The sequence below is a fragment of the Spirochaetota bacterium genome (assembly GCA_025061835.1).
Taxonomy (GTDB): domain Bacteria; phylum Spirochaetota; class Brevinematia; order DTOW01; family DTOW01; genus SKYB106.
This window is the reverse complement of record JANXAC010000001.1, coordinates 143,229-166,954: the sequence shown is the minus strand read 5'-3', so window position 1 is coordinate 166,954 and position 23,726 is coordinate 143,229. Positions and strand designations below refer to the sequence as shown.

General features: G+C 34.1%; 22 protein-coding genes. 10 read left to right on the top strand and 12 right to left on the bottom strand.

Going from position 1 to position 23,726, the window contains the following annotated elements:
* Positions 1-141: 141 nt before the first annotated feature.
* Both NZ579_00785 and NZ579_00780 read right to left on the bottom strand, forming a co-directional pair.
* Positions 142-702 carry a class I SAM-dependent methyltransferase gene (locus NZ579_00785; GenBank protein MCS7298480.1) on the bottom strand — a complete coding sequence of 187 codons (561 nt, stop codon included), beginning with the start codon at positions 700-702 and terminating at the stop codon, positions 142-144.
* Positions 703-704: 2 nt separating this feature from the next.
* Positions 705-1,193, bottom strand: a complete 489-nt coding sequence (locus NZ579_00780) for a hypothetical protein (GenBank protein MCS7298479.1) — start codon at positions 1,191-1,193, stop codon at positions 705-707.
* A gap of 119 nt (positions 1,194-1,312) precedes the next feature.
* Here NZ579_00780 and NZ579_00775 point away from each other — a divergent pair, with 119 nt between their 5' ends.
* Positions 1,313-3,457 (top strand): S8 family peptidase, encoded by a 2,145-nt coding sequence (locus NZ579_00775; GenBank protein ID MCS7298478.1) that lies wholly within the window; start codon positions 1,313-1,315, stop codon positions 3,455-3,457.
* A gap of 59 nt (positions 3,458-3,516) precedes the next feature.
* Here the strand turns inward: NZ579_00775 and NZ579_00770 are convergent, their stop codons facing one another.
* The gene (locus tag NZ579_00770) at positions 3,517-3,972 is read right to left on the bottom strand and encodes a GAF domain-containing protein (GenBank protein MCS7298477.1); all 456 of its coding nucleotides are present in this window, start codon (positions 3,970-3,972) and stop codon (positions 3,517-3,519) included.
* A 415-nt stretch (positions 3,973-4,387) separates the two neighbouring features.
* Between NZ579_00770 and NZ579_00765 the strand changes: the two genes are divergently transcribed.
* Entirely contained in the window at positions 4,388-5,965 is a 1,578-nt protein-coding gene (locus NZ579_00765) for a methyl-accepting chemotaxis protein (GenBank protein MCS7298476.1), read from the top strand.
* Between the two features lies 1 nt (position 5,966).
* On the opposite strand, the gene NZ579_00760 is transcribed toward NZ579_00765, so the two are convergent.
* Both NZ579_00760 and NZ579_00755 read right to left on the bottom strand, forming a co-directional pair.
* Positions 5,967-7,037, bottom strand: coding sequence for an iron-containing alcohol dehydrogenase family protein (locus NZ579_00760; GenBank protein MCS7298475.1), 1,071 nt, complete (start codon positions 7,035-7,037; stop codon positions 5,967-5,969).
* Complete coding sequence (locus tag NZ579_00755; protein ID MCS7298474.1) at positions 7,034-7,705, bottom strand: MtnX-like HAD-IB family phosphatase; 672 nt, start codon at positions 7,703-7,705, stop codon at positions 7,034-7,036. Before NZ579_00755 ends, NZ579_00760 begins: the two co-directional genes overlap by 4 nt.
* Before the next feature lie 171 nt (positions 7,706-7,876).
* Here NZ579_00755 and NZ579_00750 point away from each other — a divergent pair, with 171 nt between their 5' ends.
* Genes NZ579_00750 through NZ579_00740 form a run of 3 tightly spaced genes read left to right on the top strand, consistent with a single transcriptional unit; the run spans position 7,877 to position 10,531 of the window.
* Positions 7,877-8,386 (top strand): adenine phosphoribosyltransferase, encoded by a 510-nt coding sequence (locus NZ579_00750; protein MCS7298473.1) that lies wholly within the window; start codon positions 7,877-7,879, stop codon positions 8,384-8,386.
* A gap of 3 nt (positions 8,387-8,389) precedes the next feature.
* Positions 8,390-9,799 (top strand): serine/threonine-protein phosphatase, encoded by a 1,410-nt coding sequence (locus NZ579_00745; GenBank protein MCS7298472.1) that lies wholly within the window; start codon positions 8,390-8,392, stop codon positions 9,797-9,799.
* A gap of 33 nt (positions 9,800-9,832) precedes the next feature.
* On the top strand, positions 9,833-10,531 hold the full coding sequence (locus NZ579_00740) for a hypothetical protein (GenBank protein MCS7298471.1): 699 nt from the start codon (positions 9,833-9,835) through the stop codon (positions 10,529-10,531).
* Here the strand turns inward: NZ579_00740 and NZ579_00735 are convergent.
* Genes NZ579_00735 through NZ579_00715 form a run of 5 tightly spaced genes read right to left on the bottom strand, consistent with a single transcriptional unit; the run spans position 10,503 to position 17,351 of the window.
* Positions 10,503-12,785 (bottom strand): hypothetical protein, encoded by a 2,283-nt coding sequence (locus NZ579_00735; protein MCS7298470.1) that lies wholly within the window; start codon positions 12,783-12,785, stop codon positions 10,503-10,505. The genes NZ579_00740 and NZ579_00735 overlap by 29 nt on opposite strands.
* Positions 12,786-12,829: 44 nt before the next feature.
* The gene (locus NZ579_00730; protein ID MCS7298469.1) at positions 12,830-14,407 is read right to left on the bottom strand and encodes a cation:proton antiporter; all 1,578 of its coding nucleotides are present in this window, start codon (positions 14,405-14,407) and stop codon (positions 12,830-12,832) included.
* Positions 14,407-14,943 carry an ATP-dependent protease subunit HslV gene (gene hslV / locus NZ579_00725; protein ID MCS7298468.1) on the bottom strand — a complete coding sequence of 179 codons (537 nt, stop codon included), beginning with the start codon at positions 14,941-14,943 and terminating at the stop codon, positions 14,407-14,409. The genes NZ579_00730 and hslV overlap by 1 nt, the downstream gene beginning before the upstream one ends.
* Before the next feature lie 55 nt (positions 14,944-14,998).
* Positions 14,999-16,330, bottom strand: coding sequence for an MFS transporter (locus NZ579_00720; protein ID MCS7298467.1), 1,332 nt, complete (start codon positions 16,328-16,330; stop codon positions 14,999-15,001).
* Between the two features lie 22 nt (positions 16,331-16,352).
* On the bottom strand, positions 16,353-17,351 hold the full coding sequence (locus tag NZ579_00715) for a flagellar basal body P-ring protein FlgI (GenBank protein MCS7298466.1): 999 nt from the start codon (positions 17,349-17,351) through the stop codon (positions 16,353-16,355).
* Positions 17,352-17,407: 56 nt separating this feature from the next.
* Here NZ579_00715 and NZ579_00710 point away from each other — a divergent pair, with 56 nt between their 5' ends.
* Positions 17,408-17,917: a chemotaxis protein CheX gene (locus NZ579_00710; protein ID MCS7298465.1), complete on the top strand. Its 510-nt coding sequence runs from the start codon at positions 17,408-17,410 to the stop codon at positions 17,915-17,917.
* A gap of 25 nt (positions 17,918-17,942) precedes the next feature.
* Here the strand turns inward: NZ579_00710 and NZ579_00705 are convergent, their stop codons facing one another.
* On the bottom strand, positions 17,943-18,539 hold the full coding sequence (locus NZ579_00705; protein MCS7298464.1) for a hypothetical protein: 597 nt from the start codon (positions 18,537-18,539) through the stop codon (positions 17,943-17,945).
* A 214-nt stretch (positions 18,540-18,753) separates the two neighbouring features.
* Here NZ579_00705 and NZ579_00700 point away from each other — a divergent pair, with 214 nt between their 5' ends.
* From NZ579_00700 to ribH, 4 genes are all read left to right on the top strand, one after another.
* Entirely contained in the window at positions 18,754-19,863 is a 1,110-nt protein-coding gene (locus NZ579_00700; GenBank protein ID MCS7298463.1) for a PQQ-dependent sugar dehydrogenase, read from the top strand.
* 83 nt (positions 19,864-19,946) lie between these two features.
* Positions 19,947-21,080: a glycosyltransferase gene (locus NZ579_00695; GenBank protein ID MCS7298462.1), complete on the top strand. Its 1,134-nt coding sequence runs from the start codon at positions 19,947-19,949 to the stop codon at positions 21,078-21,080.
* Complete coding sequence (locus NZ579_00690) at positions 21,077-21,568, top strand: hypothetical protein (GenBank protein MCS7298461.1); 492 nt, start codon at positions 21,077-21,079, stop codon at positions 21,566-21,568. The genes NZ579_00695 and NZ579_00690 overlap by 4 nt, the downstream gene beginning before the upstream one ends.
* A 66-nt stretch (positions 21,569-21,634) precedes the next feature.
* Positions 21,635-22,096 (top strand): 6,7-dimethyl-8-ribityllumazine synthase, encoded by a 462-nt coding sequence (gene ribH / locus NZ579_00685; GenBank protein MCS7298460.1) that lies wholly within the window; start codon positions 21,635-21,637, stop codon positions 22,094-22,096.
* A 1-nt stretch (position 22,097) separates the two neighbouring features.
* Here the strand turns inward: ribH and NZ579_00680 are convergent, their stop codons facing one another.
* Positions 22,098-23,606 carry a hypothetical protein gene (locus tag NZ579_00680; protein ID MCS7298459.1) on the bottom strand — a complete coding sequence of 503 codons (1,509 nt, stop codon included), beginning with the start codon at positions 23,604-23,606 and terminating at the stop codon, positions 22,098-22,100.
* Between the last annotated feature and the right edge of the window lie 120 nt (positions 23,607-23,726).

Genomic DNA, 23,726 nt, shown 5'->3' with positions numbered 1-23,726 from the left:
TTTTATTATATCGGTTATTGTGAAAAAGGGATTAGTAAAACTTGTTTTGCTTGAGAAATAATATCATACAAGTTTTAGTCCATGGTATAGATTTACTATAATTTTGACAAAGTTAAGTGTTTAGATTAGGATCTTACGATTCTAAATCATATAGATGAATATATCATCATCAAGCACATTTACCAGTGTAAATCCATAGAATCTCCATATATAAGAAACAATTATGGTTCCATTGGATAGTTCCTTTGAAAACTTAATACTAAGCTTTCTATTAGCCTCGTCCGTAAGAAAGCAGAATACAATTGTAGCATCCTTGATGGGGTAATTATAGAAGTTTGCTAGTACTACTTTTGCTCTGTCCTCAATATTTAGCATCTTGATCCTGATTTTGCTTATGATATACCTTATGGGGTCAATCTCAATTCCAACTGCTCTACATTTGTATTTTGTAACAGCCTCTATTATGAACCTACCGTCGCCACAGCCAAGGTCATAGACAACATCGGTTTCTTTGGGTTCAAGGTATTCTAGAATTTTTCTTACAACACTGATAGGAGTAGGATCCCAAGCAGCACCAAACTTCCAAGTCCAAAGCAGAGAGATATTTAATAAAACAGATATGATTCCAATTATCCATAGTCCGTAGTAAAAACTTAAGAAAGTTATAGCAAGTAATATTATCGTCAAAGACAACCAAACCATACTCAAAAACTTATTTCTCCTACGTTTGATATATCTATAACTTTGTAAGCATAAGAACCGTTTTCTTTATCAGTATCTTCTAACTTTGATATGTAGAATATATAGCCACCTATGTATTGACGCGAGTGGCTTATAACTAGTATATTTATCTTCCAAGACATAGAACCATACCTTCTCCTTTCATTTTGTGAGAATTCTGTTGCTCTATACGACTTAAGAAACCTTATCTCAGCATCATTCGGAAATTTATTAACGATCTCTTCCAAGTAGTATTCTCTGGAACTATCATCACCTGAGAATAGATTTACAAATATTCTTCCGCCAGATATTTTTTCAAGAACATTTTTATCTTTTGACTGAACTGCTCTGATGAATTTCTCGGCAGTATCTTGAAGAGTCCTAACTTCAATTAAGTAGAACACATACGACAGAGTAATTATAGTCAGAATTATGACTGAGACTATTATCAACACAATGACAGTTTTCTTCATAAATTCCTGAAAAAAGAATATCTTTAGAATATTCTAAACAAGTAAGTATTGTATTTCAAAATTGCCCTTTTTGAAGTTTGATAACACTAAGAGAATTATCTATAATCTTCATAGTGTGTATGAAGGTTTTGAGTTATAAATATCTTGTATTACTGTATTTTATCTTAAGTTCTGTGTTTATATATACATTACCTAGGAGTGTATATTCAACTAACATATCAGCAGACCTTCTGACTTTTCTAGAAATCCATCGTGTTAACAAAGAAGATAAGAGAGTAAATGTTTTGTCTCAAACGAGGGTAGGAAGAGTATCAAGTAAAAGTGTTGATCTATTGGTTGAGATAGATAGTATATCTCCACAGATAAGCAAGTATCTCTTGAGGACTTTCTCTGGAAGTGGTAGGTTTGCGGTTTTAAGAGTTCCTATTGAGGAATTAGGATACATATTAGGGGATACCAACCTAGTCTATGCAACTTTACCTAGGAAGGTGAAACTACATTTGGACATGGTTAGAGACAAACTTAACCTTAACTATATATACAACTACTATGGACAAGACAAAGTTCAGGGGAAAGATGTGATAATAGGCGTTATTGATTCTGGTATAGATAGTTCTCATGCAGACTTCAGAACATCATCTGGTAGTAGTAGAATTTTGTATGTTTGGGATCAGACAGTAGATGTAACTAATTCAAGATTGGGGTATGGTAGAGAGTATACAAAATCTGAACTAGATAGGGACCTTGGGCTTGTTAAGGATGAAGAAGGACATGGAACTCATGTATCAGGAATTGCAACTGGGAATGGTAGGATGAGTAGTGGTAAGTATTCGGGAATATCGCAGGGGAGTGATTTAATTGTCGTAAAGACAGATTTCTCAATAATAGGAATACTAGAAGGTATAGAATACATATTCTTGAAATCTAGAGAACTTGGAAAATCATGCGTTGTCAATCTAAGTCTCGGGTTAGATATAGGGTCTCACGATGGTAGCGATATAGAGTCGTTAGTTCTGAAAGACATTATTAACTCCTACGGAAGGGAAGGTAAAGTGATAGTTGTTTCTGCTGGGAATAGTGGCTACTTCAAGCAGCATTTTTCAAACACTATAACACTAATACCAATATCATCAGTCCTAGAGATTTCCTCAAACTCAACACGGGAGGCCGATGAATTAGTTGCTGATTTTTGGGTAGATGGGGGCGTTGTACCAGAGGTTAGAATAGTAAGTCCTAACGGTAACACTTCGGGATGGATAACATTTAGTAATAACTATACTAAAAATGTTTCACTACCAGATGGCGAGATAATTGTAAGTATGGTTTCAAACCGCTATAATAATGATTTAAATATACAAATTACATTCCTAGACACACAGTCAAAATCCATATCTACTGGGAATTGGCAAATACAGTTTAAAACTATCTCTGGAACGAGTATATTACACGGATGGCTTCAATATTCAGATGGCATTATATCTCAGTTTAGTAATGGTGATAACTATTTCACCATAAACTCCATGTTTTTGATAGACGAAGTTATCTTTGTATCGTCTTACAACTCAAGAAACTCCTTCTCTTCTACTTCTGGCAATATTTACTTACCGAGATTAACTAATGACAACATATCTTACTTCTCTTCTAGAGGTCCAACAAGAGATGGTAGAAAAAAACCAGATATTTCTGCGCCAGGAGCTGTAATATTCGCACCTCTATCTTCACAGTCAGAAAGAGACGGATACGTTGACAAAACTTATAGAAACTATATAGGTATGATGGGAACTAGTATGTCAGCACCAGTTGTTGCTGGAGTAGTAGCCTTACTTCTTAGCGTCAATCCGAAATTTACTTCTTCTGACATTATTAATTATTTGAAGACATATTCAGAAGTAAGCATATACGACCTAAATGGTAAGAACTGGGATGAGAGCTGGGGATGGGGTAAGGTGAATGTTAAAACGATTGTAGAAACTCTTAAGACTCCTGAAGATCTGGTATGGTTTTCGGGTAATGTGGTAAGGTTAGATAATTTTCAAAACTCAACATTACTCAATTTCAGATTAAAGGATGGAAGTGATAATGTGAGTATAGATATATACGACATGGAAGGTAACCTTATGAAGAGCATGGGTAATTTTTATATTCAAAGTGGGCTTAATCAGATAAATCTAGTGGTTGATAATTCTTTTAGAACTGGTGTCTATCTTGTTAGGATTGCCGGCAATAGATTTAATACTAATCTCAAGCTAGTAATTATACGCTAGGTTTGGGATTGCCGGCAATGAATTTAACACTAACCTCAAGCTAGTAATTATACGCTAGATTAAAGATCATGAGCTTTACTGTAGATATAGGGTATATGTTTATATGCTATGTCATACATTTTACTTATTTCTTCAAATCTGAAACTTCTCATCTCAATCGTCTGTATTACTAGAACTCCTAGTAGTTCTCCTTTTTCTGTGATAGGGAATGATATGAATGTTTTGTATTTTTCTTCACCTGATCCGGGCAGATAGTAGAAATCAGGATGGTTCATAGGGTTCTTTACTGACAATGGTTTCATCTCTCTGGCACATTTGCCGACCAAACCTTTGTCTATGTTTATCCTGGAGCCCCAGGAATCCATATCTAGTCCATAACTTGCAAACAGAACTAGCGATTTGTCTACTTTTGAGAAGTAATATACGCTGACAACATCTACACCAATCTCATCAGCAAGATTGTGAAGGTCATTATATACTTCCATCTGCTCTTTTAGAACGCTTTTAGATCTCATACAAACCTCCGAATTGCTATGTATAAGCAATTTTTGTGCCAAGTCCTATCTTTAGATTCTTGAAATTTATAACTTTTCTAAAATGCTTATATTATCTCTGTAAGAGATTACAATAGGGATTGATTTTATTGGTAAACAAAATTATTGAAGGCTTGTTGATCAAGTGTAATTATGAATTTGTCATAGTAGGTGATATTTAAGTTTTTTGAATATGTTGATGTTGTGCCTATAAATTAGTCAATGAAGTAATATTGTGTTGAAAATGTAGGCAGCGATAGTGTTTGTATGGTTATTGTCTTATATGATAATCTTTTTATTGCATTGTTATCTATCCATAACCTTCAAATTTTAGACTTTATTGATGTTTAATCATTAAATTTGAGGTTGGACTTGCAATATTTATAAGATACTTAATATGGATATTCTAATACAGGCGCTTCTGGTTTATGTAGGATATGCTATTCTTGGGTTCTACATACTCAAAACAATCAGAGAGATGAAAGGTGTGTCAAATAATATCCTGATATTTGTGAGATACTCTTATATTCTATCACTCTTTGTCATACCAGCTTCTATTATACCTCTTGGCTTTTCCAAATATCTTCTAATAATTTGGTTCAGTATAGTGTCTTTCCTATCAAACTTCTTCCAGAAGCGAAATATCGCTAAGTTTGATATTATTGTAGGTGTAGTTTTTATCGTGGTTTCAATTATTGACTCTTTGTCTAATGTGAAATTATTCTTCTTTTTCGGAGTTGTTTATGTTTTAGCATATACATTATTCTACGTCTTCTATAAGGATTATGATAAAGACTTTAAGAGAATTATAGGTGCTACTTCAATGTTTTCTTTAATAGGCGTAGCGGTTATAAGTGCTTTTATTGTGTTTGATATACAACACAATTCCAGTTCTTTTGTGCCTATACTACTTGCTGTTTCTTCTCTATCATCTGGAATAGTTATACTAACTTCATACGCAAGGGATATTGACAAGATAAACAATGACATTACTAAAGTATTAGTTGAGAAAGAACATCTTATAAATACTTTTAGTAATAGATTCCAGAATATGATACAGAAGTTTGAGAGTTGTAATTCAAATATGGAACTACACAAGGATAAGATTGATAAAAACAATATTCAAAATCTTATCAAGGATCTCTACTCGGTTATTAGTGATATGGGGCCTATTATTGACTTCATCCAGAAGATTACAAAAGAGTTTAAGTCAAAAGCCGACGATGTATCAAAAGATATACCGAATTTATCTGATAGTTTAGCAAGAGATTTTCAGGAACTCGCAGGTATGAAACAGACAGTTTTAGATATAAATACAGGTGTTATGTCTTTGGTCAAGATTGCATTGGATAGTGAGAAGTCGGTAATGGGAGTATCAAAATCAATAAAAGAACTAAGGAATAGTGCTAAAAGTTTAACTGATAGACTAAAGGTATTCAGTGAAATATCAGACCAATCGTCAATACTTTCAATAAACATAAGCATTGAAGCGTCAAAGTTGGGAGGTAAAGGGTTATCATTCTCTAAACTCTCACAGCAGGCTAAAAAGTTTTCGGATATAATCTCATCAAATGTTGAGACAACAAAAGCTCTTATCCAGGATTTAGACGCAAAGGCAGAGTTCAGTGATTATATGATAAAGACACTTGTTATGTCGTTTATAGAAATAGAAACGAGCTTAAAAAATATAGCAAAGAGTGCCTCAGTGATACTTGGAAAGTTTGAAACTTTTTCTAGTCTTGCGGGAAGTATAACCAGAAAGATTGATGAAGTAAGCAAGATGATGTTAATCGTGCCTGAATTCTATATGGAAGTTAGTAGAAGGTTAGACGACATAAACCTGATCTATAAGAAACTGAAGAAATATTACGATGAACTATCCATATCAAGTTCCATAATAAATAATTCATTGAAAAACATCCTAGATGATATAGATTCTACCATTGTATATATCAACAAGATGTCCAAAATATAGTCTAGATTGAAAAGACTTCCTTTAGCATAGTATCGGATTGTATAAATTCTTTTGCTTTCTTTCTGTATTTCTCATCGTGAATAGTTGTAAATCTGTAAGGTTTTATAGATGGGGCATTATCTACTGCTAGAAGCCATGCGTTAAGGTTGAAGTTTTCCTTCTTGGCGAATTCCCAAAAACCTGTGTTTGACAGAATGTCAATAGCGATATTTCTTCGTGGGTTTTCCTGAACATTTACCATAATGTAGGTTGCTACTCCTACTTGTATTCCGTGAAGATGCGGGTTTGGTAAAATCTTGTCAAGAGCGTGTGATATGAGATGTTCTGACCCACTCGCGGGAGCACTGTCACCTTCTATCTCCATTGCTATACCACTCATTATGAGAGAGTCTATTAACTTTCCTAGAAACTCTTCATCTCTTATGTTATCGGTGTTGTAGTAAAGTAGGCTATCAATGGACTTCTCGGCAACCATCCTTGCGAAATCATCATGGTTTATCTTCTTGTGTTTCTCTTCAAAGTCAAGGTCGTATAGAGCACTGATTTTTGAGATAATATCACCTATACCTGAGTATATAAAACTTTCTGGTGCGCTTGAAAGTATATTCGTGTCTGCAATGACACCAAAAGGTATTTTTGCTGGGACTGTTGTCCTCCTACCATCTACCATAAGAGAGCACAATGGGCTACATATACTGTCATTTGAAGGAGCAGTAGGAAATGTTATAACAGGTATCTTTCTTATGTATCCCACATACTTTGCTATATCTATAACCTTTCCACCTCCTATACCTAGTATAACATCACTCTGCTTGATTTTAAAAGCAATGTCGTATATGTCCTCAATCTTGTTTGACCTACCTTCGAGTATCTCAATCATTGATATACCGTTGTCTTTTATTGATTTCTCTATGTATGAACCAAACATTTTCTGAATACCTTCACCATAGAATATCACAACTGAACTTACACCGATATTTTTTAATACTTCTCCAACCTCATCTTTCAAACCTTTATATATCTTCAGAACATAAGGTATGGATATTTCTCTAGGTGTTAGAAACTTATTCATATCTTCTTACCCTCCTTTAGTAGTTCTAAAACTCTTTTTGTCTCAACAAATATATCTTTAAAATCTCTAAATTCATAGAAATCTATTCCTTCGTTTTTCAGAATATCAGCCAGTTGGTGTTTAGCGAAAACATAGTCTGCTACTTTAGAAGCGTAGTAGTCAGGTCTAGAGTCTCCAGCGAAGAATAGGAAGTCAGAGTTTCTCTTTATCATTTCAACTGCTTTGCCCTTATCAACACCAAAAATTTCAGAATAATACTCTTTGGTAGTATCGGGAACCATGTATATACTACCGTCTTTGTAGTATCCGGGGTTTGCTATTACATTGACTTTACCAGATAGGTTATATTTCCCCATAAGTATGTCTATATAATATTTACAGCCTGCACTGATAATGTAAAAGTCTCCAACATTATCTGTAAACCAGTTTATAAATTCAACGGCACTTACATCAATAGGTATGGAAAGGATGTCTTCCATAACCGTTTCGTAATCCTTGTTTATGTTGTTGAAGACCATGTTTAAGAAATCAACATCTTTTATTTTCCTGTTCTGCCATTGTGTGTAAAGTTCAATGTAGTTTTTACCCAAGTATTTGTCAATTATAATCCAGTAGAAATCTCTTAGCGATATTGTTCCATCAAAGTCCGATGCAAAAACTATCTTCATAATACCTCCAAGAGACATATATTTAAATGTAAAAGGATAGCAAAAGTAAAATTACTTGGGGTTATCAAGAAAAGTTCAAAGTCTTATATTGATTTTCAGGTTTTGCTAACTCTGTCAGTTAAATTGAAAAAGTTTTATTATCACTTATAATATTTTTCAAGAGGTGTAGCAATGGATTACAAGAAATTCATAAGAGATGTTCCTGATTTCCCTATACAAGGTATAATTTTTAGAGATCTTACGACACTTTTTAAGGAAGGCAAAGTCTTCAAAAGTGCAATCAATGATCTGTATAATTTGGTCAAGGATATTCAATTTGATAAGGTTGTAGCACCGGAGGCTAGAGGGTTTATCTTTGGGTCATTGATAGCATACCTCAAAGGATGTGGGTTTGTTCCTGTAAGAAAACCTAGCAAACTACCTTACAAAACCATATCTTATAGTTACTCACTTGAGTATGGTAGTGCAACCCTAGAAATGCATGAGGATGCTATAACAAAAGGTGAGAAAGTTTTAGTAGTAGATGACCTTCTAGCAACAGGTGGAACAACAAAAGCAATGATTGAACTCGTAAGACAACTAGGTGGCGAGGTGGTAGCAACGGCATTCCTAGTAGAACTAACTTTCCTCAAAGGAAGAGAAAGCATAGATGTCCCTGTGTATTCGTTGATAACATACTAGTAAATGACTATTCTTAAACTCATCCTTTCATCTCCTGTTAGAGTAGCAATACTCTTAATATACTCTCTAGTGTTTTTGATACTAATATCCGTTTTCAAGGATTACTCTACGATAGTTTTCTTGGTATATGTTGTAAGTATTTTAATTCTGGTATACGGTTATAGACTTAACTTCGTAGTTAGTAAAGATGTGATGATAAACTTTGTAGAATTGGTATTTACAAAAATGTATGACTTTCCTAACAGGAGAGATTTCTTGAATGTAATCAAGAATGTGTTCAAGGTAGTTGATATAAAAGCAAATGACATATTACTATTCATTGACAACGGCAAAGGAACTTATGGTCTTGTAGAAGGTGAAAAATCTAGTTACATAAGGGAGATTGCGAAAGAAGACATCATGATAACTAAATTTATAAGCTCTACGAAAGCCATGATACCTTTTGTTGACTTGAAAAACACTACTCTTATCCCTAGAGAAGTGTTTGATAATTCAAAAGAGATCATCACACAAGTTAGTAGTAATTACATGATACCTATCTACTCACCAAATTACGATGTATTGGGATTGGTATTTTTCAACTCCGATAAGGTTAGTTTTAAAAAGTTATTCTACCTATCGCAATTCATAAACATACTTGGAATGATGTTTAAGACCGTTGAGGATGCGGAGAGGAGAAAGGTTCTTGAAGAGGACATAAGAATAGCATCGCAAATCCAGTCTAAACTGATACCTACAGACTACATAAGCAACAGTTGGTTTGAGTCTTATGGTGTTTATATACCTGCCTATAACATAGGTGGTGATTACCTAGATATTATAAGTATGGGTAAGAGATTTACATTCGCTATTGGAGATGTGTCAGGCAAAGGTATATCAGCAGGTATTGTAGCAATGATGGTGAAGGCTATCTTGAACTCAACTGATATCAACAATAAGAACATTACTAGAGTTATGAAAAATTTAAATTCCTACATATATAGATGGTTCTATAGCGAGGAAAATATCCTTACATTCATGACACTTCTGATACTCAATTACGTACCTGAAAGGCGGATAATACATTACACGAACACAGGACATGTCCCAGGCATACTTGTTAGGAAATCTAATAAAGTAGAACTGTTGTCTGCTGATGCTAAACCTCTCGGGCTTTTTAGCAATATCAACATAAAGAAGAAGAGTGTTGAAGTAAATCAAGGAGACTTATTGCTTCTGTACACAGATGGATTAATTGAACAGATGGATGTGAAAGGATCTGAGTTTGGAATACCTAGACTTAAGGAAATACTACTGGAGACAAAGCATCTAGAACCTAGAGAAATAGTAGATAACATACTTAAGCATCTTAGAGAATTTTCAAAGCAAGAACTAGATGATGATATATGTATATTAGTGATCAAATTTAGATGATAAGAACATTCTTAACAATTTATAATCAACGATATGAGAGTATTTCTAATAGGGGATGGTGACCTAGTTGAAATAATGTTAGAGGAACTAATAAGAAACAATGTAGATGTTTATTTACTCTCAATAGGTAGTTATTCGCATATTCTTAGTAATTACGAAAAACTTGATGATTACTCAATGATAACAAAAAAATTTCTTGAGGATAAAGATATTTTATCTTTTGACAAGTGTATAATATCGCTAGAAGAAAAACGAATCCTTGATATCATAAACATATCATCTATAGCATCGGAAATTGGTGTGGATGTTTTGGTGATACTACCTAACCGGAAATATGAGAACATATTCAATAGGCTAGGAGTTAGTTATATAGTTCCATCTTACGATATTGCTGTAAAGACCGTTGGTGAGATTTTACTTAAATCTGGACCTATTGAGAATATAACACCTTTCATAGAGGATTACTTTATAGCTAGAATAAACGTCCTTCCGGAGTCAAAGATATGTAATAAGAAAGTTAGTGAGTTAAACTTGAGAAACGAGTATAACCTAAACATAATAGTGGCTTTTAGGAAGGAGGTAGTTCAACTTGAGAAAGGAGTATCCAAAGTATTTGTTGATAAAGTTGATGTAAGAGCAGATACTGTAATGGATGCAAATATGTCAATAGTAGTAGTAGGTCCTCTTGAAGGGATAAAGAAGTTCACTGAACATCTGTACCATGAAACTTGACCTCAAGTATGAATTTGTCAGGTAAGTTCTTTATGAGTTTATGAGGTGATAATTTTTTTACCCCCATTTCTATGACCTCGTGAAACTGTGTTGAAATTTCCTCACCTGTTATGAAGAAGAAACTGTCACCATCCTTTATCTTGTTGAAGTTAAAAACTCTCTTATGGATAGGCATTGGGACAACGGAATTATGTTTTGTAACCAGAAGTATTGAGCTCTTTCCATCATTAACTACATTCATACTCATACTATCCTTGACAAACCCGCACACTATGTTTGCGTCCACCTCAACAGGACTGGAAAGGTATATCAGGTTTCTTATCTCTCTAGGTAGTTTATTGATGTTAATATTACCTCTAAAGAAGTATTCTTCAAGAAAACCCTTTATAGAAGATGCTAGAACGAATGTATGTACTGACTCAGGCACTATCCAAACTATGCAGAAGAACAAGCCGTTATGAGTTTCCTTTGATTTATACACAACAGGTTTGTCTAGATTCCCATTTAGGTATGAACTTACCCTAAAAGAACTCCTGTGAATATCATGAATTGGTATTGATTTGGTAAGTAAATTGCTTACGAAATAAGGTTTTTTCTCTAGGATACTTTTGATAGGTCTTTGAGATACATACTTGATGAGAGAGTTTAGATATGCACCCATGAACCTAGATACAACTTCTAGAACATCAATTTCTTTGCTACTTAATACAGTTCCCCCTTGCTCTTTCCCCAAGACTATAATGCCAAAGAATTTAGTATCATTTTTTAAAACGATAACATATTTAGACTTCTCCATAACCTCGGAAAACTTTTCAATTCTATCATACTTACAACAATCTTGAACTTCCTCTTTCGTCATAAAGTGTTTGTCTGAAAGAAATAACATTTTTCTAACATCCTTAGGTATAAGTTTGTATGACACAAATCTAGAGAAAGAAAATCGTAGTATCTTGCCTAATTGACTATTCACGAAGACTATAAATTTACCGAATCTATCTACCATTTTGAGCTTATCTACTATCTCTAGGATTAATTCTTTGTTAAATCCGTACTTTCTCATACTGACATATCTCATAACTATTGAGAAGACTATGATTGAAACTACCGAAAATGTGAGTGTAAAGATTATAAAGAACAATCCTTTTGGTATCAAGGTGAAAAGATCGTGGAGTAGAACATACACAAGAGTGAAGATAAAAGAAATGAGAATGATTGCTGAAAGATTGATAGACACTTCTTTTACGAAACTAACTGTAGATACCATTACGGTGAAGATAACTACTAATGGATATCCGACGATCAGTAGAGGTATATAGTACGACGGTAGTGACATAAAGGTGGTAAGTACGGCTAGTGATGAGGGGATAAGAATGAAAATCAATGAACCAACCATAAGGGGTAAAAGAGACTTTGATAGATTATGTATTCTATATCTCCTTGCTCTGATATAGTCATAAATTGGAGATAGTACCGCAAATATTCCACCAATAGCGGGATAAAAATAATACATCTCCTGAAACATTATAATATTTACATCGGTGGTATACCCCATCAAAGAAACTAGGATAAAGGAAAGTCCTATACCGCTAACAATTGATATTATGACTAATCTTATCTGTTTTTTGAACTTAACCAGAGGGAAATTAAGGAACAGCCAAATCATACTCACTGGAAACATTGAAAATGTAAGTCTCTCAACGAGAGTTATGATTAATACGTCAGATAGTAGAGAACTGGATGGTGTTGCAATAAAATTAATGCCTGTAAGCATGTTTGCAATCAGCCATAACACACCTTTCTTACTCCTGTTGCTCAAAAACATGACAAAGCCTAGTAGAAGCAACAGGAGCCCTGATAACTGCCAAAAGAGAGTAAAAAATATGAAATCTTTTATTTCAAACCGTTGAGACTTTATAAATTTGATAAATTTATCGCCATTAAAATTATACTCAACTTTGAATTCAACCTCTCTGTCTAAATTGTTGAAAACTTCTCTCCAAAAATCAGATGGACTATTTATCTCCTGATCGTTTAGTTTGAGTAGTATGGCAGACTTTGGTAAGTTATGAGTTTTGCCACCCCACCACTCGGGAATATCATAGATATTTATAACTCTAGTGTGGTAGACAAAGAACCCAGGAAAGTATTTATTCATCATCAGCGAACTGCGGTATAGTGTAGCGAATATGATAAAAAAGGAAAATATGAAAACTAAAACACTAAAGACAATAAGAATAGTGTCTCTCAGTCTCATCTTACTCCATACTTAGAAATTGTATAAGATTAGACATTGACTTTTCATACCTTTTGAGAAAGAAGTTTGATCAAAGATTCAAGCGCACTAGTTTCATCACAAACGACATTGAGAATATTATTCTGTTTCAGTATCTCTACTTCAGAGATAAATTTAACTCTTGCTAATATGTCTATGTTTGGATTTATGGCTCTTGCTTTCTCAGATATGAATAATGCTTCATTTAGGATTGGTGCAGTTATGACTAGAAGTTTTGCCTTTTCAATGCCAGCCCATCTCAGTATGTTTTCTCTTTTAGCATCTCCAAAATGTATGTTAAATTCATTTTTATGCTTCCTGACCGTGTCAGAATTCATCTCAAGAATTATGTTTGAGATATTCATAGTATTTAGAACTTCAGCGACTCTCTTACCAACAGGTCCAAAGCCGACAATCACAACTTCAAAGTCTCCTAATGAATACCCGACTTTGCCGATTCTTAAGATTGGAACTCTATTACTGATTTTGTCCATCAGGTGGAACATAAATGATGTAATAACGATACTTATAACGATAGCTGATGAAAATATTATGAAGGTAGTTTCTGTTATAATCTTACTAGATAGGGATAATGATAGTATAAGAAGACCAAATTCACCCATATTAGAAAGAAGCACTGATGCCCTTAAATTATGCTCTATTGACTCCTTTCTAAATAGGAGAAGCAAGAACATCACAAGGAATTTAAAAAACATCACCGCAACAGACACTAAGATTGTAGATAAAATATTTTGGACAAGAAGTTCTATCTTGATTGTTGATCCTATGTAGATGAAGAAGAAACCGACAAAAATCTCCTTTATCGGTAGAACTTCGGAAGCGATCTGTCTTCCAAAAAACGAGTCTGATATTATCATTCCTGCTACAAAAGCGCCCAAGAAGGGGGAGAGACCACACAACTTTGCAACTACGGCACTACCGAAACTTATCACAATTGCAAGGAAAACTATCAAGTATCTATCTCTAACAATCAATACGTCAGCAAACTTCGTTTTTGTGAAGTAGTATAAGGCAACTGAGTAGAGTGTGAAAACTAATAATCCTAAGAATAGGTTAGAACTAATGTCAGTTCTTGTCGTTATGAGAGAGAGAATAACAAGGATGATTATAGAAGTTATGTCTTGTATAAGTGCTACTAGGAACGAAATTCTACCGTATCTTATTCCGATTGCACTTTTCTTTTCTACCAACGATAATATTGCTATTGTGCTACTCATAGTAATGACAGAGGATAGGATGAATGAAACTCTCACGTCGTTAAATATGTATGCTAGCAAAGCGAAGGATGGTAAGAATGTCAAAACAATCTGTCCTACTCCTATTATAGCAACTTCCTTCCTGTAACTCCAGAGTGTTCTAATGGAGAACTCAACACCTACGAAGAATAGCATTAGCATTACGCCGAAGTCTGCTATCTCTCTGAATATCTCATTCTCACCAAGCAATCCGAATTGTCCTAGTATCAAGCCTGCTATAATAAGTGATACGATGAAAGGTATCTCAAAGCGACCAAGCAGGTAGAGTAATACTGATGAGATTAGGAATACTAGAAATAGCCCTGTCGTTGCATCAATGTGTGGCATTAAAGTTCCTCAATAATTATGTTTTTGTTGGTGAATATGCATATTTCTCCCGCTATTTTAAGAGACTCTTCAACTATATACCTTGCGTCTAGATTAGGGTTTGCTTTAAGGAATGCTCTTGCTGATGCGAGTGCATAAGGTCCCCCAGAGCCTATTGCCGCTATATTATCCTCTGGTTCTATCACATCTCCCGTTCCTGATAGTATCAGTATCTTCTCCTTGTTCCCAACTATCATCAGTGCTTCTAGTCTTCTAAGTAGTCTATCCGTCCTCCACTCCTTTGCTAGGCTCACAGATGCCTTGAGTATATTACCATTGTTGTCTCTTAAGTGTTCTTCAAACTTCTCAAGTAGTGCTAGTGCGTCTGCAGTTGCCCCAGCGAAGCCAACTAGAACCTTGTCATCAAATATTTTTCTTATCTTCCTTGCGTTGGATTTGAGAACGGTATTACCATAGGTTACTTGCCCATCACCGCCAATCACAAGTTTGCCATCTTTGAGAATTCCAATAACAGTTGTTGATTTGATTTTAGACATACCATTCTCCTTTACTAGAAATTATAAGTATCTTATCACTTTGTATCCAAATTACTTACTGTTGGAAAATCTTTGATAGTGTTATCCTCACAAGATCAAACGCGTTCTTTACATTCTTTTTATATTGTATGCTTGGGACTAGAAATAGCCCGCAAATAATTCTACCTATTAGGGTCACCAAAAACAGTATTTCATAAACTTTAAAATCCTTGTATAGAATGAATACACTTATGTTACCTAATAGCATTACTATTAAACTTGAGATCAGACTACCTGCAAGTATGGTGATACCATTTATAGCACTGACAACAGAGAAAAAATAATCTTTGAACTTCTGTCTAACCTCTGAGAATATAACATACATAAACACTGACTCGTATCCACCCGAGAAGATACCAGAAAACACAGGTTCAACAAAGGATAATATGAACCACAACTCTTTAGGAACGAAAAACCACAGTGAGATTGTGAAACACAGTCCAAGTGTTGAGAGCTGTAATACACTTCTAGGGCCAAACTTGTCAAGTAATAAGCCCCAGAAATAACTTGATATAGTCATCGTAACAGCATATATTGAGAACTGTATTCCTAAATATTCCGCGGAAAGCCCGAAGTTTTTGAGAATCTGGACTGGTATAAAAGGAACTCCTATTGCTGAAATTCCCTCAAACACGGCAAAAAAAACTATTATGCCTCTCAACTTCTTAACTTTCAGAGAGTCAAAAGCCATTGACAGAAATTTTCTGAAACTGATGTTTTGAGTTTTAGTTTTTGTGTCAAACTGGAATCCATAAAGCCAGCTACCAATAACTCCAATCAATGCTACTGTTGAGAACAATATGAAGTATGCTATCTCTCCTCTACCTATCTTTGAGAAATACTCTACTATGTATCCACCTGCTAGAAAACCAACAAGAAGGAAGAATGTTACAAACGTTTTTCTTATTCCTAGATACCTTCCTCTTGTCTCTTCAAACACTAATAGGTCCATCCATCTCATCCATATAACCATCAAAAACCTAAAGAATATGAATGATACAAGGGTTGAGACGATGAATATCACCAGTGTTATCTCTGATCTACCAAAAACTAGTACTGCTATCGCAGGTAGAATGAAGATACCTCTGTATATAGTATTTGTGATTATACTCGCCTTCTTCCTCTCACCAAACTTTGTAAGATAATATCCACTCAAGATGCCCATAAATGAGAATATGAATTGAGAGTTTGGTATGATTGAGATCCAAAAGTCAGGACCGTTTAGAAAGATGATAAAGCTTTGTAAGAAAAACCCCTGATGTATTATCGCACCAGAGATTGAAGATATGCTTCCTTCAATGATTGATATTTTCAAAGAGAACTGTCTTTCCTTTATCCACTTCTCCATCTACAAGGATACCTACTCGCAACTATTTAAAACTAAACCTTGACTTTATAGCACCTGCTTCCTTCATAAGTATAAGTATCTGTATTAAGTCTTCTGATTTTATTCCAAGTTTTGACAAAGTATCAACAAAATCTCTCAAGTTGTTTGTAGGTATGGTATAAACCTCACCTCGCTCAAAAAAATTACCAAAATCTCCAAACTCTACCTTCATACCCTTGTATGAAATGCTTACAGGATATACCTTAGGATTGCCGGTTATCACAATACTACTGCTCTTTTGGTCTATTACAACAATTGCTTCATCAATCAGTTCAACTTCCAATTCCATTATCCTGGATACAAACTCTATTTCATTACCTTCAAACGCTTTGGGAATCTCTACCTCAATAGTGTAGATATCGGTGGGATAAACATTTACTCCTTCAAAGTTTTCTTTTATCAATTTTACAACCGAATTAACCGTGGATGGCGATACATTTTCAAACGCAATCTTAACCTTACCATCTTCAAACGCATTATCAGTGTAGTTTGAAAGGAGCACTCCACCATTTGGTACTATTCCTGTTGTTCTAACACTACCTTTAGGTGTAACTATAGCACCTTGAGCAAAAGCAACGATATTACCTTCATTGTCTCTTAGTGGTGTATTTACTAGGATACCGCCTTCTAGCGACCTAGCATCAAAAATTGATGAAACATTAACATCAAACAGTGTTCCTCTCTTAAGGTTTGGTGGTATTCTAGCAGATACAACAACAGATGCAGTGTTCCTAGACTGGAAGTTGGTATGACTAACTTCTATCCCGAAACCTCGGAGATACTCTACGATTGACTGTGATGTTGGGAGGTTTTTGGTTGTATCTCCTGTTCCTTTAAGACCTACAACTAAACCGTATCCATAGACTTGTATCTCTTCACCACCGACAATCCTACTTATGTTCTTTACTTTGATAGTGTCTGAGTAAGCCTGACTGAATTTTAGTATCAGAATAAGAATAAGTAGAAAAGTAGCTTTTTTCATATTTAAATTTTCGTAATAACCTAAAGTAATGTAATATATTTATAGATAATTACTCTATGGACCCGAAGATAATATTATCTTTTGTAATGTCAGCAATAAAGGTAGTGAAAGAGGTAACGAACCTGGAACTTTATAGGAATAATACCACTATAAAAAAATCAAAAAAGATTAACAAATCTGTTGCTGTTGTGATAGAGTTTAAGGAGGATGTTAAGGGGTTCATACTTTTTGAGTTTGATAGAGGATTATCAGTTAAGATGGTTGACAATATGGCAAAGGAAGTTTATGGTAAAGGTGTTGAAAGTATGTCAAATGAAGAATTTAGAGAGATATTCAAAGATGCAATCGGAGAAATAGCAAACCAGATAAGTGGTAGTTCAGTAACTGAACTTTACAATCACGGTATAAAAATTCACATATCTTCACCGCTTGTGTTGATAAACAAGGAAGGAACTTTTATATCTCACAAACAGTATGTTGAAGCAGTTCTTGACACAATATATGGCAGTCTTACTATATCAATACTCTTTGATGAAATGCTAGACATTAAATCAATATCAAGTTAAACTAGGTAATAGAAATCTAGTCAGGCTAATTTGATAGAAACTTAATTATAGTTTCTGGTGATAGGTTTATTACCTTATAACTCTTGTCAATTCCTGTGAGCATCAATCTTACTGTATCGTCAACATAGTTTATTGATAAGTTGTCAATAAATGTGGCTATATTCTGGAATTTAACCATTATAGAACTTACGCTCTTTTGGTTTTGTCTTACTTCTTGAGATAGTTTGTCAATTTCTTTTTCAAGAGCCTGATATATAGTTAAAATATCCTTTGAGAAGAGTTCTTCTTTAATGTCATCTAAAAGGTATATATCTTCAAACTTACTCGTATTATACACCTCTCTTAACATTACTTCAACCTCATCAGAATATTCTTTTACTTCCTTTAGTAATTTTGAGACTCTTGATACAGCGTCTATTTTTGCTTGCGTTAGTGATATTTTTCTTTGAACTTCTTTCATCTCATCTTTTAGTGAATTAGGTAACCCTTTAGATTTTAGTTCAAGAATAAGTTCGTCTGCCCCCTTGCTAGGACTGAACTCTCGGTTTGAATTTATAGACTTATCAATGTTATCTTTAGTGATATTTATGTTTATGTTCTCTCCAATCTTCAAAATCTTCATACCTCTACCCTACAGAAGTATATCAAAGGAATCTAGTTTCTTTCAATATACTTCGGAAAATAAACTTGGATTCTAAAATTTTCACTTGAGACAATTTGACAATGAATTTAGGTATTTTGTATTTTCCTTCGGAAAATAATTCAATTGTTTTGGACCAAAAATAACTTCAAAATTTACTCCAAAGAAGTTATTTAGTATATTTCTATAAATACTTATGAGGGTAATAGTAATATTCATATCTTTGTTGTCTATTGTTTTTACCTCTAATCTTGCTTCGTCGGATGAGTTTATAAACAGAATTAAGATGGAAAAAGGATTCAGGATAGAATACTACTACAAAGGGCTACCAAAAGTAAGAGCAATGAAGTATTTAGGAAATGGAGTACTGGTCGCTGGTAGTAGAGAAGATAAGGTGTATATGGTTATTGATACTAACCGTGACTTCAGAGGAGATATACATAGAGTATTGGTTGATGGTACGGATTGGCCAGTTGGGGTTGATGTTTATAGAGGGAATCTGTATTTCTCATCAATAGATAAGATACTTGTTGTCTCTAATGTTTTGCTATACACTAACTTTCAACTTAAACCTAAACCCAAAGTTATATTTGATAACTATCCTGATGATAGATGGCATGGTTGGAAGTTTATAAGATTTGGACCTGATGGTAAGTTATATGTTCCCGTTGGTGCTCCGTGTAATGTATGCTTGAGGAAAGAGAGAATATATTCAACAATTACTAGGATAAACCCTGACGGAAGTGGTTTTGAAATTTTTGCTGAAGGTGTAAGGAATACTGTAGGATTTGACTGGGATCCAAAAACGAAGTATATGTGGTTTTCTGAAAACGGTAGAGATTGGATGGGCGATGATCTACCGCCTGATGAGATAAATGTCGCAAAAGAAAAAGGACAACACTATGGTTTCCCCTTCATTCATGGTAAAGGGGTTCCAGATCCAGAATTTTCAACTAAAACAAACCTATCAAGATTTAGTTTTGTGAAGCCCGTATGGGAACTTCCAGCACATGTTGCACCATTAGGTGTGAAATTTTATACAGGGACAAACTTTCCAGATTACTATAAAGATGGGCTTATTATAGCAGAACATGGTTCTTGGAATAGGTCAAAGAAGATAGGATATAGAGTTTCATTTTTGAAACTCAACGATGCTAGAGAAGCAGTGGAATATACGATAATAGCAGATTTTCTTGAAGGAGAGAAATTCTACGGAAGACCGGTAGATGTTGAGATACTTGAAGATGGATCAATTCTAGTCTCGGATGACCACTATGGAATGATATTCAGAATATACTACAGGTGACATGTATGCATAGAAGTTATCTGAAGTTGAGATAATATTCAAGCAAAGAATAAATTTATTCTATGATAAGTTTTTATTGATTTATGGAATCTTATTTACCTTCGCATATAACAGTTTTACAAGTAATATTTATGCTTGGTATGTTTATATCACTTCCAGCCTGTCTTGTTGTAGTTACGAGATTTTTGAATTTCTATCGCAGAAAGAATTTTAACTTTGAGACTTCTAATGTTGAACCAAAACGGATATCAGTAGTTATTCCTGCTAGAAACGAGGAAAGAAGACTACCGAGACTACTAGAAAGCCTTGTGAAGATAGGTTTTAATGAAATTATCGTTGTAGATGATGGTTCTAGTGACAATACTGTTGAAGTTGCTACAAGTTATAGAGTAAAGGTCATCAAGGTGAAAGATTTCTATCCTCAAAAAGGTGGTAAGAGTGTTGCCTGTTATGTGGGATCTCTAAATTCACAGAGTGAATACATTGTTTTTCTAGATTCGGATCTATTTTTTGAAGATGGAGCATTTGAATATATTCTCAAGAACATACCTAAAGATGGTGCCTTATCTATACAACCATATCATGCTACTGAGAAGTTTTTTGAAAAATTCTCATTCTATTTTAATATAATAGTCGTTTTAGGTCTTGGAGTTGGCAGATTTTATTTGCCCTTTAGTTTGAGAAAAGGATACTTTGGCCCTTTTCTTTTGGTAAGAAGAGAGGATTATTTCAAAGCAGGAGGACATATAAAATTTTCTGATGCTATAGTTGAGGATGTAGAACTAGGGAATGAGATGATAAGATTGGGTATAAACATATACTCAATACCTCACAGAAAATTGGTCAAATTTCGCATGTACGAGGAGGGTCTTGGAAATCTTATTGATGGTTGGACAAAAAATATGTTTGCTGGTTCAAAAAATCTGGCCTTTAGTGAAATAATCCTGGTCTCTGGATTGCTTGCATTCGTTGTTAACCTTTTATGTTATGGTATCACAGTTTTCAATACACCTTTTTTCCAAATCTTCGTGTTGTTTTACTTTATATACTGGTTGTTTATACACATATCCTCCAACGAGGTAGGGAACTTCGGATACTATTCTACTCTATTTCCGATTTTTGCTATCTTCTTCATTTTCGTATTTGTAAGATCGTTTTACTTCTATACATTTAGAAAACCTATAAAATGGAGAGGTAGAGAGGTTAGGGTAGAATGAATGAGATTGTATTTGTTATAGTTATGATAATAGCAAACTCTGTTTTTTGGGTAGCAACTCACTTCCTTTGCGGTTTTCTGGTTCATCTTGTTCCTAACGAATTCTACACAGTTAAAAACTTTATGTTTAAGAAAAGATGGTGGGAGTTTGAGGGAAAGTTGTATGAGAGAGCCTTTCTCATAAAACTCTGGAAGGATAGACTACCAGAGGCAGGTGAGTTGTTAGGTATAAATCCGTTTAATAAGAAAAACTTTAAGTCAAGAGATGAAGAATACATAGAGAGATTTATACTTGAGACATGTAGGGCAGAGTTAGCTCATATTCTTCCTTTCATATTTCTGCCAATAAGTTTTATATGGAATAATGTCTTGTGGGCTATGTTGGTGATGACGGGCTTCTGTGTAGTTATCAATACACCATTTATTGCCATTCAAAGATACAATAGAATAAGACTTGTTAAGATACTCAACTCAATTAAATTTCATTAAACTCAGTAAGACTATGGAAGCAAACTTTTCTTTAAAGGGATGAATATGATCAATTATCATAATGTTATGAGAATGTTTGAAGGTAAGATCTCGGGTAAAGGTCTAAAGATAGGTATAGTTTGTAGTAAGTTTAATAGACTTATAACTGATAGACTTCTTGATGGTGCTATAAATCTCTTGAAACAAGTTGATGTTGATGAAGGTAATATTGATGTATATTTGGTTCCTGGTTCTTTTGAAATACCAGTTGTGCTAGAAAAGGTATTAGCAATGAGTAGGTATGATGCTGTGATTTGTTTAGGAACTCTCATAAGAGGTGAGACACCTCATTTTGAGTATATAGCAACGCATGTAACCAAAAGCATACTTGACTTGTCCGTAAAGTATAGGATACCTGTAACTTTTGGTATTATAACTGCTAATACTCCTGAAGAAGCGATAGACAGAGCTGGAATGAAAATGGGGAATAAGGGAGCAGAAGCAGCATTACACGCGATTGAACTTGCTAACCTTGTTAGAAGTCTATAAATCAATTTTTTATCAAAACATTTATTGGAACACCTGTAATCTTTTCTAATATCACTTTGTCAATTTCATCTAATAAAACTGACTTAGGTTCTTCACTACAACATAAAATTATATCTATACTATCCTTATTATATTCTACATCAGCTAATTCAGCACTGAAATTAGTCATCTTTGAGATTGCAAAGGCTATCCTAACAAATCCAGCAAGTTTGTTGACCAACATTTTATCATGATCCTTTAGGTTGGTATACCACTTGTGAGAGTATTTCGGTATTGACCTAGTGTGGTATCTAGTGACAATTGCTATCAGAAGTTTTTCTTTTGTCTTTATTTCATGTATTTCAGCGTTTGCAAATGCTTCCATAGATGCTTTATGGTATACATCAGGAGATATGTTCTTACCTAGGTCGTGTATTAAAGATGAAGCCTTTATTATAAACTCTTCAACTGGTTCATAAACTATAAAGTTAAACTTATCAAATTTTCTGTATATTCCAACAGCAATCTCTGACATCTTCTTTGACTTTTCAATCTCACCACCATTTGCCACCACAAACTCTTCAATATAGCCTAATATTCTATTATACCTATCTTGCTCAACAGGGTGGAAGACTATGTCTATATCGTTTAACCTTCTGTGTATGTTGTTTATTCTATAGTCTAGTCTTAAGTGTCTCTCCTTGAAGTTAGATATCGTATCCTTCCATATATTCTTCCTGTTGTTGAGAAAAGACTCAACAAAATCTTTCTTCCTTGAGACCCTCAAACTGGTTTTTGATAGAATACCTACTAATGTTATCACATCCCTAAAATATCCTAGGCTTTTCTGAAAATCATTTACAAACCTTAGATTATCTTCTGATTCTTTGAAAAGGTTACTATCCGAATACATTGAAAGAAAAACCTTCAGAAGCCAAAAAGCATACTTCATATTTTTAACTTTTGCTCTGACTCTATTGAAAAGTTCATAACTTGGCTCTAGCATAAAAGACAATTTTGCAAACTGATACTCGTTAGTTATTATTTTGTATATTTTGTAAATATCCTTGAATTGTAAGATATATTTTGGATTACTAATCTCATCTAGAAAAGCATTAACTGTATCCACATATTTATCCATAACTTTTGAGATCTTATGATAAGTTTCTCTCATGTATCTGTGCCTTTTGTTAGAGAAATCTTTTACTAGCGACCTTGGTGATTTTTCATTGTTGAGTAGTCCTATCATAGTGTCCATATCTCTTATCTTACCAAAAGATTTCGCTAACTGGTAGGTATATACATAGAATTTTTTCAATATGTAGATATTATGAAGTTTATGAACTGACCTAACGATAGACGAAATTTTTAGTGCCTTGATTCTTATCAGATGAACTGTTTGTTGTGAAACGGTTCCAATCTCACTGTATGTGTCAATAAATCGCTTAAGGTTGTAAATAAGAACTTCTATATCCTTTATCAACAAGGATTTGAAATTGATGGAGATGAATTCTATTTGACTTTTACGCATCCTTTGGTTTATCATAAAATTTTTATCTTAATTAAGATTCTAAATAATTGATATTCTTTCTTTCAATGAACCAAGAACTGAAGTTTGTAGTAGGGTTGGGTATTTTTTGTTGAAGAGTAT

Coding starts and splice junctions, on each gene's coding strand:
- NZ579_00785 (MCS7298480.1), bottom strand. CDS start 702: ATGGTTTGGTTGTCTTTGACGATAATATTACTTGCTATAACTTTCTTA.
- NZ579_00780 (MCS7298479.1), bottom strand. CDS start 1,193: ATGAAGAAAACTGTCATTGTGTTGATAATAGTCTCAGTCATAATTCTG.
- NZ579_00775 (MCS7298478.1), top strand. CDS start 1,313: ATGAAGGTTTTGAGTTATAAATATCTTGTATTACTGTATTTTATCTTA.
- NZ579_00770 (MCS7298477.1), bottom strand. CDS start 3,972: ATGAGATCTAAAAGCGTTCTAAAAGAGCAGATGGAAGTATATAATGAC.
- NZ579_00765 (MCS7298476.1), top strand. CDS start 4,388: ATGGATATTCTAATACAGGCGCTTCTGGTTTATGTAGGATATGCTATT.
- NZ579_00760 (MCS7298475.1), bottom strand. CDS start 7,037: ATGAATAAGTTTCTAACACCTAGAGAAATATCCATACCTTATGTTCTG.
- NZ579_00755 (MCS7298474.1), bottom strand. CDS start 7,705: ATGAAGATAGTTTTTGCATCGGACTTTGATGGAACAATATCGCTAAGA.
- NZ579_00750 (MCS7298473.1), top strand. CDS start 7,877: ATGGATTACAAGAAATTCATAAGAGATGTTCCTGATTTCCCTATACAA.
- NZ579_00745 (MCS7298472.1), top strand. CDS start 8,390: ATGACTATTCTTAAACTCATCCTTTCATCTCCTGTTAGAGTAGCAATA.
- NZ579_00740 (MCS7298471.1), top strand. CDS start 9,833: ATGAGAGTATTTCTAATAGGGGATGGTGACCTAGTTGAAATAATGTTA.
- NZ579_00735 (MCS7298470.1), bottom strand. CDS start 12,785: ATGAGACTGAGAGACACTATTCTTATTGTCTTTAGTGTTTTAGTTTTC.
- NZ579_00730 (MCS7298469.1), bottom strand. CDS start 14,407: ATGCCACACATTGATGCAACGACAGGGCTATTTCTAGTATTCCTAATC.
- hslV (MCS7298468.1), bottom strand. CDS start 14,943: ATGTCTAAAATCAAATCAACAACTGTTATTGGAATTCTCAAAGATGGC.
- NZ579_00720 (MCS7298467.1), bottom strand. CDS start 16,330: ATGGAGAAGTGGATAAAGGAAAGACAGTTCTCTTTGAAAATATCAATC.
- NZ579_00715 (MCS7298466.1), bottom strand. CDS start 17,351: ATGAAAAAAGCTACTTTTCTACTTATTCTTATTCTGATACTAAAATTC.
- NZ579_00710 (MCS7298465.1), top strand. CDS start 17,408: ATGGACCCGAAGATAATATTATCTTTTGTAATGTCAGCAATAAAGGTA.
- NZ579_00705 (MCS7298464.1), bottom strand. CDS start 18,539: ATGAAGATTTTGAAGATTGGAGAGAACATAAACATAAATATCACTAAA.
- NZ579_00700 (MCS7298463.1), top strand. CDS start 18,754: ATGAGGGTAATAGTAATATTCATATCTTTGTTGTCTATTGTTTTTACC.
- NZ579_00695 (MCS7298462.1), top strand. CDS start 19,947: ATGGAATCTTATTTACCTTCGCATATAACAGTTTTACAAGTAATATTT.
- NZ579_00690 (MCS7298461.1), top strand. CDS start 21,077: ATGAATGAGATTGTATTTGTTATAGTTATGATAATAGCAAACTCTGTT.
- ribH (MCS7298460.1), top strand. CDS start 21,635: ATGAGAATGTTTGAAGGTAAGATCTCGGGTAAAGGTCTAAAGATAGGT.
- NZ579_00680 (MCS7298459.1), bottom strand. CDS start 23,606: ATGCGTAAAAGTCAAATAGAATTCATCTCCATCAATTTCAAATCCTTG.